General features: G+C 42.7%; 21 protein-coding genes and 1 riboswitch. Of the genes, 12 read left to right on the top strand and 9 right to left on the bottom strand.

Annotated features, from left to right (window positions below; translation table 11 throughout):
• Nucleotides 1-80: 80 nt before the first annotated feature.
• Complete coding sequence (locus B0G52_RS24755; RefSeq protein WP_143762631.1) at nucleotides 81-1,379, top strand: hypothetical protein; 1,299 nt, start codon at nucleotides 81-83, stop codon at nucleotides 1,377-1,379.
• Nucleotides 1,380-1,425: 46 nt separating this feature from the next.
• Here B0G52_RS24755 and B0G52_RS24750 read toward each other — a convergent pair whose 3' ends face one another.
• The 7 genes from B0G52_RS24750 to B0G52_RS24720 form a co-directional block, all read right to left on the bottom strand.
• Nucleotides 1,426-1,839: a hypothetical protein gene (locus tag B0G52_RS24750; protein ID WP_143762630.1), complete on the bottom strand. Its 414-nt coding sequence runs from the start codon at nucleotides 1,837-1,839 to the stop codon at nucleotides 1,426-1,428.
• A gap of 18 nt (nucleotides 1,840-1,857) precedes the next feature.
• Nucleotides 1,858-2,289 carry a protein-tyrosine phosphatase family protein gene (locus B0G52_RS24745; protein WP_094048241.1) on the bottom strand — a complete coding sequence of 144 codons (432 nt, stop codon included), beginning with the start codon at nucleotides 2,287-2,289 and terminating at the stop codon, nucleotides 1,858-1,860.
• 18 nt (nucleotides 2,290-2,307) lie between these two features.
• Nucleotides 2,308-2,787, bottom strand: coding sequence for an ArsI/CadI family heavy metal resistance metalloenzyme (locus B0G52_RS24740; protein WP_094048239.1), 480 nt, complete (start codon nucleotides 2,785-2,787; stop codon nucleotides 2,308-2,310).
• Between the two features lie 2 nt (nucleotides 2,788-2,789).
• Entirely contained in the window at nucleotides 2,790-3,212 is a 423-nt protein-coding gene (arsC, locus tag B0G52_RS24735) for an arsenate reductase (thioredoxin) (protein WP_094048237.1), read from the bottom strand.
• A 27-nt stretch (nucleotides 3,213-3,239) separates the two neighbouring features.
• Complete coding sequence (locus B0G52_RS24730) at nucleotides 3,240-4,532, bottom strand: arsenic transporter (RefSeq protein WP_094048235.1); 1,293 nt, start codon at nucleotides 4,530-4,532, stop codon at nucleotides 3,240-3,242.
• A gap of 12 nt (nucleotides 4,533-4,544) precedes the next feature.
• Nucleotides 4,545-4,859 carry an ArsR/SmtB family transcription factor gene (locus B0G52_RS24725; RefSeq protein WP_094048233.1) on the bottom strand — a complete coding sequence of 105 codons (315 nt, stop codon included), beginning with the start codon at nucleotides 4,857-4,859 and terminating at the stop codon, nucleotides 4,545-4,547.
• Between the two features lie 92 nt (nucleotides 4,860-4,951).
• Nucleotides 4,952-5,389, bottom strand: a complete 438-nt coding sequence (locus tag B0G52_RS24720; protein ID WP_094048231.1) for an arsenate reductase ArsC — start codon at nucleotides 5,387-5,389, stop codon at nucleotides 4,952-4,954.
• 144 nt (nucleotides 5,390-5,533) lie between these two features.
• Here B0G52_RS24720 and B0G52_RS24715 point away from each other — a divergent pair, with 144 nt between their 5' ends.
• From B0G52_RS24715 to B0G52_RS24690, 6 genes are all read left to right on the top strand, one after another.
• Nucleotides 5,534-5,971, top strand: coding sequence for a MarR family winged helix-turn-helix transcriptional regulator (locus tag B0G52_RS24715; RefSeq protein ID WP_094048228.1), 438 nt, complete (start codon nucleotides 5,534-5,536; stop codon nucleotides 5,969-5,971).
• An 88-nt stretch (nucleotides 5,972-6,059) separates the two neighbouring features.
• On the top strand, nucleotides 6,060-7,115 hold the full coding sequence (locus B0G52_RS24710; protein ID WP_094048226.1) for a flavin-containing monooxygenase: 1,056 nt from the start codon (nucleotides 6,060-6,062) through the stop codon (nucleotides 7,113-7,115).
• 392 nt (nucleotides 7,116-7,507) lie between these two features.
• A complete protein-coding gene (locus B0G52_RS24705; protein WP_094048224.1) occupies nucleotides 7,508-7,828 on the top strand; it encodes an ArsR/SmtB family transcription factor in 321 nt (106 codons plus the stop codon).
• A gap of 69 nt (nucleotides 7,829-7,897) precedes the next feature.
• Nucleotides 7,898-9,346 (top strand): NAD(P)-binding domain-containing protein, encoded by a 1,449-nt coding sequence (locus B0G52_RS24700; protein ID WP_233163020.1) that lies wholly within the window; start codon nucleotides 7,898-7,900, stop codon nucleotides 9,344-9,346.
• Between the two features lie 1,063 nt (nucleotides 9,347-10,409).
• The gene (locus tag B0G52_RS24695) at nucleotides 10,410-10,661 is read left to right on the top strand and encodes a DUF302 domain-containing protein (protein WP_369827127.1); all 252 of its coding nucleotides are present in this window, start codon (nucleotides 10,410-10,412) and stop codon (nucleotides 10,659-10,661) included.
• Between the two features lie 162 nt (nucleotides 10,662-10,823).
• Nucleotides 10,824-10,957, top strand: a riboswitch (cyclic di-AMP (ydaO/yuaA leader).
• 3 nt (nucleotides 10,958-10,960) lie between these two features.
• Complete coding sequence (locus tag B0G52_RS24690) at nucleotides 10,961-11,467, top strand: C40 family peptidase (protein WP_233163018.1); 507 nt, start codon at nucleotides 10,961-10,963, stop codon at nucleotides 11,465-11,467.
• Nucleotides 11,468-11,597: 130 nt separating this feature from the next.
• On the opposite strand, the gene B0G52_RS36845 is transcribed toward B0G52_RS24690, so the two are convergent.
• A complete protein-coding gene (locus tag B0G52_RS36845; protein ID WP_483296164.1) occupies nucleotides 11,598-11,900 on the bottom strand; it encodes a four-helix bundle copper-binding protein in 303 nt (100 codons plus the stop codon).
• Between the two features lie 159 nt (nucleotides 11,901-12,059).
• Here B0G52_RS36845 and B0G52_RS24685 point away from each other — a divergent pair, with 159 nt between their 5' ends.
• The 4 genes from B0G52_RS24685 to B0G52_RS24670 all read left to right on the top strand — a co-directional run bounded on the left by B0G52_RS24685 (nucleotide 12,060) and on the right by B0G52_RS24670 (nucleotide 15,010).
• The gene (locus B0G52_RS24685) at nucleotides 12,060-12,686 is read left to right on the top strand and encodes a TVP38/TMEM64 family protein (RefSeq protein ID WP_094048220.1); all 627 of its coding nucleotides are present in this window, start codon (nucleotides 12,060-12,062) and stop codon (nucleotides 12,684-12,686) included.
• Between the two features lie 93 nt (nucleotides 12,687-12,779).
• Entirely contained in the window at nucleotides 12,780-13,115 is a 336-nt protein-coding gene (locus tag B0G52_RS24680) for a four-helix bundle copper-binding protein (RefSeq protein WP_094048218.1), read from the top strand.
• A 69-nt stretch (nucleotides 13,116-13,184) separates the two neighbouring features.
• Nucleotides 13,185-13,880, top strand: coding sequence for a response regulator transcription factor (locus B0G52_RS24675; protein WP_094048216.1), 696 nt, complete (start codon nucleotides 13,185-13,187; stop codon nucleotides 13,878-13,880).
• Nucleotides 13,877-15,010 (top strand): sensor histidine kinase, encoded by a 1,134-nt coding sequence (locus B0G52_RS24670; RefSeq protein ID WP_094048214.1) that lies wholly within the window; start codon nucleotides 13,877-13,879, stop codon nucleotides 15,008-15,010. Before B0G52_RS24675 ends, B0G52_RS24670 begins: the two co-directional genes overlap by 4 nt.
• A gap of 50 nt (nucleotides 15,011-15,060) precedes the next feature.
• Here the strand turns inward: B0G52_RS24670 and B0G52_RS24665 are convergent, their stop codons facing one another.
• Complete coding sequence (locus B0G52_RS24665) at nucleotides 15,061-16,692, bottom strand: multicopper oxidase family protein (protein WP_094048212.1); 1,632 nt, start codon at nucleotides 16,690-16,692, stop codon at nucleotides 15,061-15,063.
• A 176-nt stretch (nucleotides 16,693-16,868) separates the two neighbouring features.
• Here B0G52_RS24665 and B0G52_RS36470 point away from each other — a divergent pair, with 176 nt between their 5' ends.
• Nucleotides 16,869-16,997, top strand: coding sequence for a hypothetical protein (locus B0G52_RS36470; RefSeq protein ID WP_255407507.1), 129 nt, complete (start codon nucleotides 16,869-16,871; stop codon nucleotides 16,995-16,997).
• Nucleotides 16,998-17,029: the final 32 nt, after the last annotated feature.

Below are 17,029 nucleotides of genomic sequence, written 5' to 3'. Positions count from 1 at the left end.
ATTTTGGAAGGAAATATGTGTCTAAAGTCGAACTACAAGGGATTATCGAATAGGGAACTTCTCAATGGAGATGAACTTTGATGACAGAGTTTTTGTTTGATCCAAGGGCCTTTATAACGCCTCCGTTCATATCTTGCCCCAAGTGCGGGAAAGAAGAGTTTGGGGTATTGCTAATCACAGATAATTCCTATAGCAGAAGATGCAGAAATTGTATGTTTCCTAGTCGCAATGAAAGCTCACAGAGCTATTCCTTGCCCATTCTTAATAAGAAAGTTATATATCTTGACCAATTTGCAATAAGCAACATGATGAAGGCACTGAATCCAAAGATGAGGTCTAACCAGGGAAGAAAAGTGGATGAATATTGGTTAAGATTGTTTGAAAGACTAGACAGCCTGTGCAAGCTTCAATTAATAGTGTGTCCGGATTCAGAAATTCATAATAACGAGTCCTTGTTATCTGGTTTTTTCGAACCATTAAAACGCATGTATGAACTATTAAGTGATGGGAGAACATTCTTTGAAAAAGGAATGATTAAGAGAAAGCAAATTGTTGAACATTTTTCAAATTGGTTAAATGGCAGACAAGAAACTTCATTAAACCTTGATCCTCAGTCTGTTATTCATGGGAAAATTAATGCTTGGGCTAGTCGATTAATAATCTCTGTGAACATGGGAAACGATAATGATATAGTTGAGGCTATCAAAGAATACCGTGATCAATCATTTATAGGACTTGAGGAAGTGTTTAATTATTGGATATCTTCTAAAAATCTAGATTTGAAATTCTGGTATAAACATGAAATACAGTCTTTCGGTAATGCAACAATGAAGAGCTATATTAATTATCTAAGTAAGTTAAAGAGCGCACATGAATACAGTGCTAGACCTGAGGAATTACTACCAAATGACTCGGTGCAACTTATTTCAGATATGAAAAGCATCTTGGATCAATTTGAGTTTCATAATCTCGAACAAATGTGGGCAAAAATAATAGAATATTTTAACGAAGCAGATTTTAGCCAATTACCTACTTTACACATTTCAGCTTTACTTTTTGCAGCTATTGCAAGACAAGCAGCTATTGGAAGGAAGAGGCCACCTAATAGGGGAACTATGAATGATGTTAATATGATTTCTTCGTATATGCCCTATTGCGACGCTATGTTTATCGATAAAGAATTTTCAAACATCCTAGGAGAAATTCCAGAAGGGGATCTTAACTACAAGGCAAGGATATTTTCTCTATCCACAAGAGAAGAGTTTATGGAATACTTAAACACAATTGAAAAAAGTGCTACTGCTGAACACATTGCTAAAGTCAACGAAGTCTACGGTGAGTCGTGGAAAAAGCCTTATGTGACGCTATATCAAAGCTAATTGTTAATGGGCTGTAGAGTAATCTGCAGCCCGTTATATCTAGATTTTATCTTCGATCAAGTCCAAAAGCATTCCAAAGTGCACGCAATAAAGGCTTCAGTATATCGGCAGGATCTATTGAACTTGAACCTAACGGATCCAACCTAATTTCTGGTAGTTGAATAAAATCATCGTCGATAGGACGTGGGTCAAGATAGAAGCCATTACGAAGCGAAGGAACAACTCCTTGCATACCGATCATGGTTACTATTAAGTAAAAGGGGTCTTGCATTTCAAATTCCTTAAAGTTTTTAAATTGCATGCGAAGATTATCTGCCACGTCTGCAAATGACTCAATAAACATTTCTACTACAGACGTGTTATATTCGTCTCTTTTACGGAAGAAACGTGCACTAGCTGATTCAATTATGCCGTTTTTGAAAGAAGAAGCGAAATGCCGTAATGAGAAAGGGAATGCCACTGGGCATTCCCTTTCTCATTACGGATATAATCTTTGTAACGCTTCACGTTGGATAGGCTTGAGATCAATTTTCGGACGAATGCCTTTGGCGATTTCTATAGCTTCATCAACACTGTCCGCAAGTCCAAGGGCGATTAGTGTACCTGCAGCAACCGTCCCCGTTCTTCCTTTGCCTCCACCGCAATGAAAGGCCACTTTCTTACCAACTTGATACGCGTTTACGATTTCGTCTATTGCTTGCTTGTATAAGACATGTTCGCTTTCCGTAGCATTATCCCCTAATGGAATTTGAACCCACTTGGCTTTGGAATCCGAATATGCACATTCCGTTGCTTCGGCACGCAAGTCGACAACAACATCAATGCCTTCATGATTTTCAATGGCTTCAATATCCGTGGCCCCGCCCATGAAAATGCGGTTCTCATGAAGCGAGTGATAGCTATTGGACATATTGTTCATTCCCCGTCACTAGGATTTGTTCTTATGGAAACTAGTAAACGAAACGGAAACCGGCGCAGACGGTGGGGCACAGCAGAGGGATAAGTCCCTAGCATCGCCAGCAGATTCAAATTCGGAATCCTCTTTGGTATAGAAGATTTCCCACGCATTATCATCCGGATCGTAAACCCAAACCTTATCCTGGACTGCGTAGCAGCAAGTCGTATTCATTTCATCGATGAGTAGAAGATTGGCCTGCCGTAATCGCTCGCCCATGGCCAGAACGTCTTCTGTGTTGTCTACCTGAAAACCTAAGTGATTGAGCACGCCTTTTTTCTCAAATGGGCGAACATTTAAGGAGAAATGCAGAGCTGGATTATCTAATTCAAACTTCGCATAATTCTCTTTCACTTTTGTCGGTTCGGCCCCGAAGAAACTGCGATAGAAAGAAAGAGATTTATCTAAATCGGAGCAGTTAACGGCAACATGCATTCTTTTAATTGCTGCCATACCTATTTACCCTCTTGAACGAACTGCTCAACACGCGATTTGATGGCATTGCGTACGGCACGGAACTGATCCATGATTTCTTCTTCCGTCCCAGTCGCTTTAGCGGGGTCATCAAAGCCCCAGTGCCATTTGATAACGTTCGGATTGGAGATGACAGGGCAATGCTCATCGGCATGTCCGCACAGCGTGATCACGTATGTCGCCCGATTCAAAGTCTCCGGATCAATAACATTGGAGGTATTAGAAGAGATATCAACGCCGGCTTCTGCCATGATTTTAACTGCCCGTGGGTTCAGACCATGGGCTTCAAGACCCGCGCTTTTCACTTCATAGAGATGGCCGCCGATCGTATTTAAGAATCCGTCCGCCATTTGGCTCCGACAAGAGTTGCCCGTACAAAGAAAGTACACGAGTGGTTTTTCCATTTTGTCATTCTCCTTAAGGTTTATGAATTAGTTGATGATCATGAGCCAGAGATAAAGGCTCGCCAGCGTGATAAAGAGGACAGGGAGGGTCAGAATGATGCCGACCTTGAAATAATACCCCCAACCGATTTTGACACCCTTAGACGAAAGCACATGAAGCCACAACAAGGTAGCTAAGGAACCGATAGGCGTAATTTTTGGACCCAAATCGGATCCTATGACATTCGCATAGATAAAGGCTTCACGTACAAGACCTGTTGCATCGGTACCTTGAATGGCAAGCGCGTCAATCATGACGGTCGGCATGTTATTCATGATCGAAGAGAGGATGGCCGCGATAAATCCGGATCCGACCGTGGCTACGAACAACCCCTGGTCTCCGACCCAATCAAAAAGTTTGCCAAGCTCATCGGTAAGACCGACATTTCGTAATCCGTACACCACGACGTACATCCCGATCGAGAAGACGACAACCGCCCATGGAGCACCTTTTACGAGGTTCCAGGTATGAATCCCTTTACTTTGCCTAGCCAGTAAGAGAAAGAGGATTGCGACGATGCCAGCGATAATGGATACAGGGACGTTAATAAATTCACTCGTCAGGTACGCGATTAATAAAACGGCCAGAATAACCCATGAAATCCGGAACAACCGCATGTCCTTAATAGCTTCCCTAGGCTGTTTCAACTGAGTAAGATCATACTGCTTAGGAATGCTCTTCCTAAACATCAGGTACAGCACCAATAAGCTAGAGGCAATCGCAAAGATCGTTGGGACGATCATACGACTGGCATATTCGACAAATCCGATTCCGAAGAAGTCCGACGATACGATATTCACCAGATTACTGACAACAAGCGGAAGGGAGGCCGTATCCGAGATAAACCCGCTTGCCATAATAAAGGGGAGAATCATTCGTTCATCGAATTTCAAAGCCCGAACCATTGCTAATACGATCGGCGTAAGGATCAGCGCAGCTCCATCATTGGCAAAAAATGCGGCTACAGCTGCGCCGAGCAAAATGACGTAAATGAACATTAGATTGCCATTGCCTTTGGCAAACCGGGCCATGTGCAGAGCAGCCCATTCGAAGAAGCCAATCTCGTCCAAGATGAGTGAAATGAGAATTACCGCAACGAATGCGAGCGTTGCATTCCAAACAATCTGTGTAACATCCCAAACATCATTAAAGTTGACGACACCGAAAATTAAAGCGATGATTGCGCCGCCGCAAGCTGACCATCCAATGTTGAGCCCTTTAGGCTGCCAGATGACGAAAACAAGCGTGATAAGAAAGATAAGAGAAGCGATCGTTAACATAATTCCTCCATATTAGTCGCAGCTTTGGCCTTTTAATGAATCTATTCGATCTTTCATCGAAGGCAACTGATCCAGTATTTCTTTGATATACGGCTTATCCTCTAAATTCAGGGAATAGTATACCCACTGACGACGTTTGGTTTCGTTGATGAGACCACCGGTTTTTAACTTCTTCAGATGCTGACTCACATTCGGTTGTGTGGTCTCCAGAAGTTCGACGATATCGCAAACACACAGTTCACTTTCTTTAAGAAGGGCAAGAATCGTGAGTCTGCTTTTGTCCGAAAGAAGTTTTAGGGAATCCAACATATCCTCAACATTAGTCATTAGAATTTCACTCCCTTCCTTGCAAGTTCAACTATTTCGTATTATACACAGCCAGCAATATAAGTAAACAATAATATTAGTGACGACTTATTTTAAGTTGGGCTGTTATAGGCTTGGTACTGTTGAAGCAAGTGAATTACTTTGTGCTTGATTTCATCTCTTGCTTTTCGAACATCCTGAATGGATGGAACCTCTTGAGCTAATGGGTCCTGTATATTCCATTGCTCATTACGAATTCCAAAGGGAACGATGGGGCATTTTTCCTGAATATCTTCACATAACTTAACGATCACAGTAGCCGATAAAAACACTTTCATATCGATCCGTTTGGAGGTCTGTACGGAAACATCAATTCCGATTTCCTTCATTGCTTCGACCGTCAAAAAATGAAGTGGACTCGGATCTAGCCCGGCACTATCCACGATGATGCCTGGATCTCCATAATGTTTCGCAAATGCTTCAGCCATTTGACTACGACAGCGATTTTGACCGCATAAAAAGTAAACCTGCAAGGCTCTTTCCTTGGACACTGTTATTCCCCCTTAACGTAGCTTCACTCCCTGATTATATAATCCATTTGTTATATTAGTGTTAAATGATATTCAGGCACGAGAATTAATTTTAGTTGCAAAATGCAAATAATATTGTTATAAAGAATACAGAGGTGATTGAACATGGAAGACGTAAGAGCGGTTCTTCAACAAATGACGAAACGATTCGGCTTACTTAATAAAACCTGCTGTTCTGTTGGGGCGGTAGAGGTCACGCTTATCCAGAGTCACATTCTGTATGAAGTGGATCGCCAACATCAGCCCTCTATACAGCAGATTGCCGAAACATTAGGTACTGAGATTACGACGTTTAGCCGGCAAGTCCAAACATTGGTTGATAAGAACCTGCTGACACGAACGCCATATGCTGAAGATCGTAGAATTCAAATTCTTTCGCTAACAACTGAAGGAAAGTTCGTAGCGACAGCAATTGATGAACGGATGAACATGTATTTGGATCAGGTTTTTTCTCAGATGAATGATTTCGAAAAAGAAACTGTCATCCGCTCTCTAAAATTACTCAATGAAAGCATGTCCAAGGTAAGCTCATCATGTTGTTAGGCCAGTTATGAATTTGCTTTTCCACCCTAAAGGGTGATCTCTTCTATGAAATACTTGCATTATGCAAATAATATTGGAGGCTACTGATATGAATGATTTTTTTGATACGATCGTCATTGGTGGGGGTCAGGCTGGACTTGCAGCCGGTTATCACTTACAGAAGAAAGGTCTGCGTTTTCTAATATTAGAAGCCAGCGATGATGTAGGCGGTTCCTGGCCACGCTATTACGATAGCCTCAAACTGTTTTCTCCAGCACTTTTTTCATCGTTGCCAGGCATGAAGTTCCCAGGTGAGGCAAATAAGTATCCGAGAAGGGATGAAGTCGTTCGATATTTACATGATTATCGGACGAAGTTCCAACTACCTGTTACGGAAAATCAGCGGGTAGCGTCTGTCGAAAAGGGAGCTGAAGGATTCACCATTCATACGATGTCAGGAGAAACATTTCGAGCAAAAACCATCATCAATGCAACTGGTTCATTTCACAATCCCTACACGCCAGTTATTCCGGGTCAAGATACTTTTCGGGGTCGACTTCTGCATTCTTCTCAATATCGGAATCCAGAACCTTTTCGCAATCAGCGCGTGATTATTGTGGGCCGCGGTAATTCAGCAGTACAAATCGGCGTTGAGTTGTCGGAGTTTAGCAAAACAACCTTAGCTGTGCTCCAACCCATTCAATTCGTGAATCAAAAGCTATGGGGTCAGGATCTACACTTTTGGATTAAATTAATTGGCTTTGATACATTTCCATTCTGGCGACTCGGAAAAACTGCACCAAGTTCAAGCGCGGTGAACGACCCGGGCCAATACAAAATGCGAATAGCGGAAGGGAAACCGAATCAGCAATCCATGTTTACTTCATTTTATCCAGATGGAGTCATTTGGCCGGATGGAACAAAGGAGGCGGTAGATAAAATCATCTTTGCTACAGGCTATCGTCCAAATCTTCCCTATCTACAAGGCATTCATGCACTTGATGCAGAAGGTAGACCTTTGCATCAAGCTGGCATTAGCACCGTTCCAGGCCTTTATTATGTCGGGTTGGAAGGGCAGCGTTCATTTGCTTCGGCAACCTTAAGGGGAGTAGGGCCAGATGCAAAGTTTATTGTCAAACGGCTATTTTCTTATTTGAAACTTTAATATCCACAGCATGATCCTGACAACCCGTCCATCGCTTCAGAATCGCTCCTTAATGGGGAGTAGCAAAGTTGATTCGGGTTATACTAATGACTAACTTTTCGGTAGCCATCTTATTTATAAATCAAAATAATTTGATTTAATGTTGCGATTAAATACTAAATCATGTTAAGATCACTACATCAAATAATTTTGATTTATGGGGTGTATCCGGATGTTCAATGTTTATGCGCTCGAGTACCTGATGTCTCATCACCAGCAAACAGTTGAAAAACAAGCACGACATGCTTGGAAGTGGATAAATCGGTCTGAGGAAGAAACTGTGTTAGAAGTTAAGGATATTCAACCAAGCGTCATGTGCTGCCAACCTGTTTGTTGCTGAGGAGGCATGAGCAATGATTAAACAACTTCCTGTTTTTGAAAAGAAGAATGATTCGATTGACTTTACTCCATATGAGAGTAAGTTCAAAGCGTTGGCTGACCAGAAACGTTTGCAAATCATGTACGAACTTACGCAACGGGGAAACACATGCGTATGTGACCTTGTCGATATCTTGGATATGTCTCAGTCGAAATTGTCTTACCACCTCAAGATCTTATTGGATGCTGGCTTAATCCTTCGCGAGACAAGAGGGACTTGGAGTTACTATGAACTCAATCATACTGAGGTGAACCGAATCTTGTCCCCGGAGCTCTGTTGCATCTTTCGAAAATGAAATGTTCCTTGAGTTATGCATTAAATTTGATTTTATATCAAAAAGTATTGATTAATGGAGGGGTTACAAATGAGCGATTGTTGTTCTACAAATGTGAATCAAGTGACTTTTATGAGAAGAGATGAAATTAAAGCGCGGCAACTGCCCAATGAGCTTAATCAGTTACCCGTAGCCGTAATTGGCGGAGGACCGGTTGGCATGGCAGCTGCAGCACACCTTGTCGTCAAGGGAGAACCGTTTATCCTCTTTGAAGCCGGAAATGAAATTGCCGGAAATATCGCGAATTGGAGCCATGTACGCTTATTCTCTCCTTGGCAATATAACATCGATAAGGCTGCAAAAAGTCTTCTGGAAGCTAGTGGGTGGACGGCGCCCAATGATGACGTGCTCCCCACCGGAGGAGAACTAATCGAGCAGTATCTCAGGCCAGTATCACAGCTTGTACAGATACAGCCCCATATTCACTATAACGCCAAAGTCATTGCGATTAGCCGTAAAGGGTTGAGCAAAGTAAAGACATTAGGTCGAGACAAACTTCCATTCGTTATACACGTTGAAGTTAATGGCGATCGCAAAACGTTCGAAGCTAAAGCGATCATCGATGCATCCGGAACCTGGTCTCAACCCAATCCGGCTAACTCGGAAGGCGTATGGACAAGTGACGAGTTGGCGTTGAGCGATCAGATTACTTACGGCATTCCGGATGTTACCGGTAAACACAAAGATCAATTTAAAGGGAAACGAGTGCTTGTCGTGGGGAGTGGGCACTCTGCGATTAATTCATTGCTTGATCTAGAGCGACTTAAAGAGGAGGCGCCGGAGACGGAAATCGTTTGGATTATTCGCAAGGCGAATCTTAGGGATGTATATGGCGGACAAGAAAACGATAGCCTGCAGGAACGTGGAACATTAGGCATACGGATCGAAAAGATGGTCGAGAACGGTAATGTCGAGGTATACACTTCCTTCAACATCGATACATTCAGCAAAAACGAAAACACGATTTCCGTTGAAGGGCATCAGTACGGAAAAATCGCCCGCATTGATGGTATTCAGGAGATCATTAGCAATACAGGATCGCGGCCGGATCTGGACTTCCTTCGCGAAGTTAGAACGGACATCGAATCAAGTATTGAAAGTGTGCATTCACTAGCACCTTTGATTGACCCAAACATTCACAGTTGCGGTACAGTAAGACCGCATGGGGAAAAAGAATTGCGTCAGCCAGAACACAACTTGTACATCGTTGGTGCCAAAAGCTATGGCCGAGCACCAACGTCCTTGATGGCCACCGGTTATGAGCAAGTCAGATCCGTTGTCGCCGCACTCACTGGTGATTGGGAAGCTGCAACGAAAGTAGAGCTTGATTTACCTGAAACAGGTGTTTGCAGCACTGGGAACTTGTTAAATTCGAGTAATGTTGTTGTTGGAAAGACGGCTGAATGTTGTGGTGGTGCAGTACTTAATGAGAAGAGGGTTTCAGTAAGTGCGCCTACTAACTCATCTTGCTGTTCGTAAAAACAATTATTTACATTTAATGAGTCATGCTGTATGATAAATCCACAAATCCGGAAACACCGGTATAAGAAACTGCTGTAGGTTCTGGCTATAGCGCAACGTATTCTGGTACGTTGTATTCTAACCCACTTTAATTTTTCTTATCATTGCAATACTTTAAATCGATTTGTAAGCACCTTCCTATGAAATTACGGGGAATTCTAGATATCAAAGGACTGTGATTAGTATCGTAAGTGCGCTCCTTATAGTGACATTGGAAAACACCCTTGTGTTTAATCCGATGAATACTATAGGGGGTGCTTTTCGTTATGGAAAAAAGGACAGAAGTTTCTTGCGTACATTTTGGAACGAAAGAAGAATATTGTAATTATTACACTTGAATCGTTAGGTATGAGAGTGACGGCTAAATTCCGAATCTACCACAAGTACGATCGATGTTGGAAAAAGCAGGACTAGGTGAATATTGGGAGATATTAAACAGCATGTTAGACCCGGATTCTATATGGTTCCAACGATGATTGACGAGGAGAAAATTGAGGTTGGAACTAGCAAAATTGGCGGACGTCCTGATGTACCTTCCACATTTAATTGGCCTGACTATGTTCTTGTCAACCGACAATTGTCGGATGTCAAGAATGTGTACCGATTGCCGCTTGAGGCCAAGAATATGTACCGATTCCCGATTAGCTTAACTAATGTTGCAGCACCACAAGGTAGCCCCCGGTTTGAGCAGCTTACTTGGGCTAGCCCGGGCAGGCTAGAGAAGACCTCCAACCATAACTGTTGGCAATAAGCATAATGTTCACAAACAATTTCAAGTTCAATTCTGTATGATTAGCCGTCACATGGCTGTTAACGAAACGGCGTTTGGATAGACCGGCGGATTAATTTAATTAAGGTGGAGTTGAATTATTTAAGGAAGGTGCAAAGTCATGTTCCATTACACAATTAAAACAGCAAAATCTTCACAACAAGTCATAACCGATCTCTCAAGCAATCTCCTAAACGAAAATATCGGAGTGCTCTGGAAAGTGGATCTGAAAGAGAAGGTCATTGAGAAGGCGTGGATTTCGAAAGAGAATATCATATTCTTGAGGTCTGCAATCCGGAAGAAGCAAAGCGTGTTTTAACTGAATCGCCTTACGTTGGTTATTTTCTTCCCTGTAAGATCGTCATTTACGAAGACAATGGCAACACATTAATTGGATTGCCCAAGCCCACAGTTTTAATGGAACTTCTCGGTAATGAGAAGCTTAAAGCAATTGCTGTTGATATCGAAAATCGATTAATCAAATGTATTGATCAAAGCAAATAAACACGAAAGTAGTTCTATGGGACATTCCGTGCGGAATATGCACAAATGTCCCTTTATTTTTTGTCGATTCGAGTCAACCCATCTGGAAAATGAATGAATTCTAATCTATCCCAAGAAGGGATTCGGCATAATAAACCGAAATACTACAGAGTGTATTATTAAAACTATATTTTGCCGAATTCTCGATTAAGAGAAACGGGGGAACCGTTTTGGGTGAATTAACCTTGATCATAAAGGTTATAGGGAACCTTCAACCGAACCCTCAGCTAACCTCGTAGGCACCGAAGGGAGAAGCAGCTTTGAAGAAGGTTGGTTTAACGTTGTTTAGTATGATCCTATTTTTTGCTTTCAGTGGAGGTAGTGTATTCGCATCCCAGATTGAATTGAAAAAAGCCGTTGACGAAGTCGTAGGTACTCCTTACCAATGGGGAGGCACGACGACGAGTGGTTTTGATTGTTCGGGATTTATCTTGTACATATTTAATCAATACGAGACCAAGTTACCGAGAACTTCCAGTTCTCAATCAAAAATTGGGACGAAAGTTGAAAAAGATGATCTCCGGCCTGGAGACCTTGTTTTCTTTAATACCAATGGCAAAGGGGTTTCGCATGCTGGAATCTACGTTGGCGATGGACAATTCGCACACTCGTCCAGCAGTAAAGGCGTTAGAATTAGCGATTTGTCGGAAAAATATTATGCGAAAAGATATGTAACTGCAAGAAGGGTCGTAACGGGTGAAAACTATGAAGATATGATTAAAGATGATCATGCGAGCGAGGACGATTCTCAGGCCTTAGAAGAGTAATTATATCTATGATACAAGGCAAGAATCGTCCGGCATATAGGGGATTCTTGCCTTTACTCTGTTTAACATTCGTCCCGGCGATAGTACGGTCATGTATGGGGTATTTCAGTTGAAGTGACTTCACCCCACTTCAATGCTTTAATGTAAAAGCACGACAATCTCTTGCACAGTTCAAACACATTTGCCCACACATTTGGGATTCCCGTTCGTTATGCTTCAGACATTCTTTTGCACAGTACTCGCAAACAAAAGCACAGTAATCACATAGCGATTTAATAAGGACACTATTTTCTGCGATAAACTTGGCGCAAAGTTCGCATACGGAAGCACAATCCGACAATAATTTGATTTGGAACTTTCTCATCGTCACATCCGAACGATTCAAAAGAATATCCCAGGTTTCGCAGCACATTGCCGCACAGTCCTGAAGCATTCGAATTATTCCAGTTGACATTGAAATCTGCCCTTGCATGTTCGGGCCTCGCCTTCAATTAGAAAATCACCGCTCCGTTATGCTATTCGCTGTGCAGATGTCCTGTTACTTTGTATAGTTGCATTTAAGTTATTAGTAAGGTGGGGTAAGCATTAGACCATGAGAAGAAAGTTCTTCTTTCTCACGCTTTATGTAGGATCCGCGGTTGCGATTTTCACATTTCGTGAACCTTTAACTCGTTGGATGGAAACGGAATCCACTTGGTATATGGATGTTCTCATCTGCCTTTTTGCTTTACTCGTAGCGATCGTACCCGCTTTTCCATACGGGGTAGTCGCTGTGATACTCGGCGCTAAATATGGATCCGCATTAGGCACAGGAATAAATATCATCGTCTCTGTGTTAGCAGCGATCATCTTATTTGGATTAATTAGAGGGACCTTTACCGCCGAAGGAAGACACAAAATTGCCCATTTTAAAGGCGTAACCTTCTTAACCGAATTTACTGAACGCAACGCATTTATGACGATCCTATTCGCACGTTTGCTTCCCATCGTTCCGGCCCAAGTGATTAATGCATATGCTGCGTTAACAAAGATGCCATGGAAGCCTTACTTTTATGCCACTTTGCTCGGGAAAATCCCATTTATTCTATTGGTTACTCTTATTGGCGATCAATTCTTCAATGAGGCAAATTACAGGGGAATTGCTTACATTGTAGCGGTTTATGTCTTATTTCTAAGTTTTGTATATGGCTTATTTCGCTTTTATACACGAAAACCATAAATAGGGCTTTTCGTTTTTCGCTGGCGAATAAGAAATGAAGGAGAGTGGGTATAACTATCCAACGTAGTTACAAAACAGAAGGAGGGATACGTTATGTCGCATGAACATTTTCAACATTGCATTGATGAATGCTTGAAGTGTATGCAAGAATGTTACCATTGTTACAATGCTTGCCTGAATGAAAACGATGTCGCCATGATGAGGGAATGCATTCGGTTGGATCAAGAATGCGCAACCCTTTGTTCCTTAGCAGCAGAGGCAATGGCGAGAAACAGCTCATTCGTAAACGAAATTTGCGAACTTTGCGCTAAAGTTTGTGAAGCTTGCGGGAATGAGTGCAAAAAACATTCGGTCGACCATTGTCAAAAGTGTGCCCAAGCATGTTTTTCTTGTGCAGAGGCTTGCAGGAATATGACGGTGGCAGCATAATCGCAACCGAAATAGAACTTACCGATTCATCGGTAAGTTCTATTTCCATAAAACGGAATTGAGGGTGCCATGAAAACCATATTGGTTATTGAAGACGAGACAAAAATACGCGAAGTCATCACTTCTTATCTGGAGCATGCCGGCTACCGAGTGATTGGTGCTGAATCCGGCGAGACAGGCTATAACATCATTCAACAATTTCCGCTGGATTTGATTTTATTAGATTTGATGCTTCCGGACATTTCGGGCGAAGAGTTATGCAAACGTATACGGGCTAATCATTCCATTCCGATTATCATGCTAACGGCAAAATCCTCCAAGACCCAGCAAATCAATGGATTAGAAATCGGTGCGGATGATTATATCGTTAAACCGTTCGATCCAAGGGAATTGATTGTTCGAATTCGTACGGTAATGCGTCGTGCTCATGATGATGGACTGCTTGCCGATCGAATCGAAAGCGCGAATGGGGAAATGACGATTGACTCCTTAAAACAACAAGTTCTTTTGAATGGTGAACCAATTAACCTTACTCCTGTCGAAATCAAATTACTGTTCGTTCTCGCGAAGCACCCCAATCGTATTTTTGACCGTGAACAACTAATCGAAAAAGTACATAGCCTGGATTTTGAAGGAGACTCCCGAACCATCGATCAACATATTAAGAATATACGTCAAAAAATCGAAGAGGATCCGAAAAACCCTATATACATCCAAACGGTATACGGAAAAGGATATCGTTTCACGGGGGGACAAATCAAATGACCCGCAGATTATCGTTCCGATTGAGCTTATTATTAATGGCATGGTCGGGCCTGATTTTAATCATAGCCAGTGTGGTGATTGTCAATGCCACGCATTACCATTTTCAGCTATACGGAAAAGAAGCGTCCGTACTCCAACCAAGCGACAGCATGTTAAATTCTCATTTGGAACAAGCCATTATACAATCCGTCATACTAACCGTAACTCTGGCGTTGATCTTAGCATCATTAATGAGTATTTATTTAGCTCGCCGGATATCCAAACCGCTTGTTCAAATGAAACAAGCCGCATTAACGATGTCGGAGGGCGAATGGAGTGTAAGATCACCGACAAACACCCAGGATGAGATGGCCGATCTTGGAAAGGCGCTGAATACTCTTGCTGAACAATTGCAGAAACAACAAGAGCTTCGCCAGTCCATGACTGAGAATATCGCGCATGAGCTACGTACCCCCTTAGCGACCTTGAAAAGTATGATGATCGCGATCGGAGACGGGATATGGGAACCAACCAAAGAAAGAATCGAATCCTGTCAAGACGAGATCGACCGACTAATCTACTTGGTTAGTGACTTAGAACAACTCAACGAAATGGCTTCCCCCGATTTTAAATTGGAAAAATCCGAATTTGAATTCATTGAACTGTTAGAGAAAATCGTTCGTCTGAATGAAGCTGCATTTACCGAAAAGAAAGTTGAGCTGCGTTTGCGCATGTATACAAAGATTCGCGTTTATTGGGACGAAAACCGGATGACGCAGGTGATCAATAATCTGTTGTCAAATGCGCTAAAGTTTACCCCCTCGGGTGGAACCGTTCATATAGCGGCACAGGAAGATACACATAGGGTCATCCTAAGCATTCAAGATACGGGCATTGGCATTCCGGAAAAAGACCGTAGCCTTATTTTCGAACGATTTTATCGCGTGGATAAATCACGGAGTCGGAAGACTGGAGGGAAGGGATTAGGATTAGCAATCGCCAAGTCTATTGTAGAGGCGCACGGGGGCCGGATCTGGGTTAAAAAAGTTAATGAAGACAAAGGAATGACGATCATCATGAACATTCCTCGAAAGAAAAACCACGATGCGGAACTTAAAGAAGTAGAAGACGGCTCGGCAATACCTTCATAAACACACCCCCGATGAGAGTTATCGGGGGGTGTTGGATCTGGGTCTTTATTTTATTCCGGCTTATTGCCGGCATTCGGATCCGCAACAAAGTCCGTTTTATAATCGGAATATTTCACTTCGGTAACCATTCCCGCTGATGCATGATGCAAATCATGACAGTGGAACATCCAGTTTCCTTCATTGTCCGCAATGAACGCAATGACGTACTCTTCGCCAGGCTTCACGTTTATCGTGTCTTTGATGATCGGCGAACCTTCAAGTGGTTTGCCGTTCTTGCTTAACACCTGGAAGAAATGCCCGTGCAGATGCATGGGATGGTCATCAGATTTGGATTGATTGACAAGTCGAACTTTAACGGTATCCCCTTTTTTTACAGGGAGTGGTTCGGTTTCCGGAAAGGTTTTGCCGTTGATCGTGTAGACGGTTTCGCCTTTTTTTGATTCCGTGTTCAAATTCATCGTATATTCCATCGTATAGGATTGATCTAAAGATAAACTTGCTTTGCCAAGTTGACCATAGCTAGTTAAATCCACAGAGCCAAGCATTTCCTTCTCGTTGGCTTTATCAGTCTGTTCAGTCGATCCTTCGTAGGCAATCCACGCCTTCATCCCTTTAACGGCGTTGTTGTCGCCATGGTCTTCGATCAGCCATTTTCCAGGGTTAGTCGCTTCAAATTCGAGATCATAACGTTCACCCGGAGCTAGCGTGACGACATTATCTGTCACTACCCCTGGGTTATTGAGGGGTTGGCCATCTGTGGCCGTTATCTTGAAGTCATGACCATGCAGATGGATCTGATGGGACAGGTATCCGGCATTTACGAGACGAATACGAACCTTTTCGCCTTCTTTAACGACCAAGGGTTTCACCAGGTCACCGGATTTCCCATTAATCGTATACAGGTCATACATGCTCATATCGTGTGCCATGTCCATTTCCATTCCGCCCATGTCCATATTGGAATCCTCCATGTCCATGTTGGAGTCTCCCATGTCCATCCCGCTATGGTCCATGCCGGACATATCCATATCCATATCCGAAGAAGCGCCTTGAGACATATCCATTCCGCTGCTCATCCATTCATCTAGCAATAGCGTATAATCGCGATCCACTTTCTGCACATCATCACCCTCAACGATAAAGGAGCCATAAAGCCCGCGATCCAGTTGATTTACGCCATCTTGATGCGAGTGGTACCAGTAAGTCCCAGGTACAGTGGCTTGGAATTGGTAAGTGAAAGATTCACCCGGTTGCACTGCATTTTGCGTGACGCCGGGAATTCCGTCCATCTCATTGGGGACCGGCACGCCATGCCAATGTATGGTTACCGGATCCGGAAGTTCATTTCTCAAATTGATCTTTACCGTATCCCCTTGCTTTACCCGAAGTTCCGGCCCGGGTACGGAATTATTGAAGGTCCATACCGGCAAGGTCTTACCGGGCGCAATCTCTTGATTGCTTGCAACCGCCGTTAAATTAAATTCCTTTCCAGTTAAAATGTTCCATTCCGCGGTCTGCGCAATTCCCGTTTGCTTTTCCGTAGATTGTGATGGCTTTTCTTCCTCGTTCCCCATATTCATTTTCGAATGGTCCATTCCGCCTATAGCGCTTGAACAACCCGCTAAAATCAAGGAGATCGCCCCTACGAGTCCAACGGTTTTCAGTTTCCAATTCAATCTCATCTTTAATCCTTCCTTTCCATTCAATCAATCGCACAAGTCCATCTTACCTTACAATTATGTAGAACTTGTGAGGAAGGAGACGCGCAGAAGAGACACAGGAATATCATATCTTGGATGTTGACGGACGATTCTTTAGGAACTACAATTCGTAGTATATAACCTGCAAGGAGACATCCATGAGAAAAGAAAGAGCGCTTGGCATCAAACTGATTTTGCTGATTTTTGTAATCGTTCTTGTTGGTATTTTTCTCTGGGGGAATTATCAAGAAAAATCCGATACGGTTTCAATACTTTGGCTGAGTTAAGCTCAGTTAGGACATGATGCCGATCTTATGTT

The sequence above is a fragment of the Cohnella sp. SGD-V74 genome, assembly GCF_003001675.1.
Taxonomy (GTDB): domain Bacteria; phylum Bacillota; class Bacilli; order Paenibacillales; family Paenibacillaceae; genus Cohnella.
The sequence above is the reverse complement of the archived record's forward strand: the minus strand, read 5'-3'. Positions and strand labels throughout refer to the sequence as shown.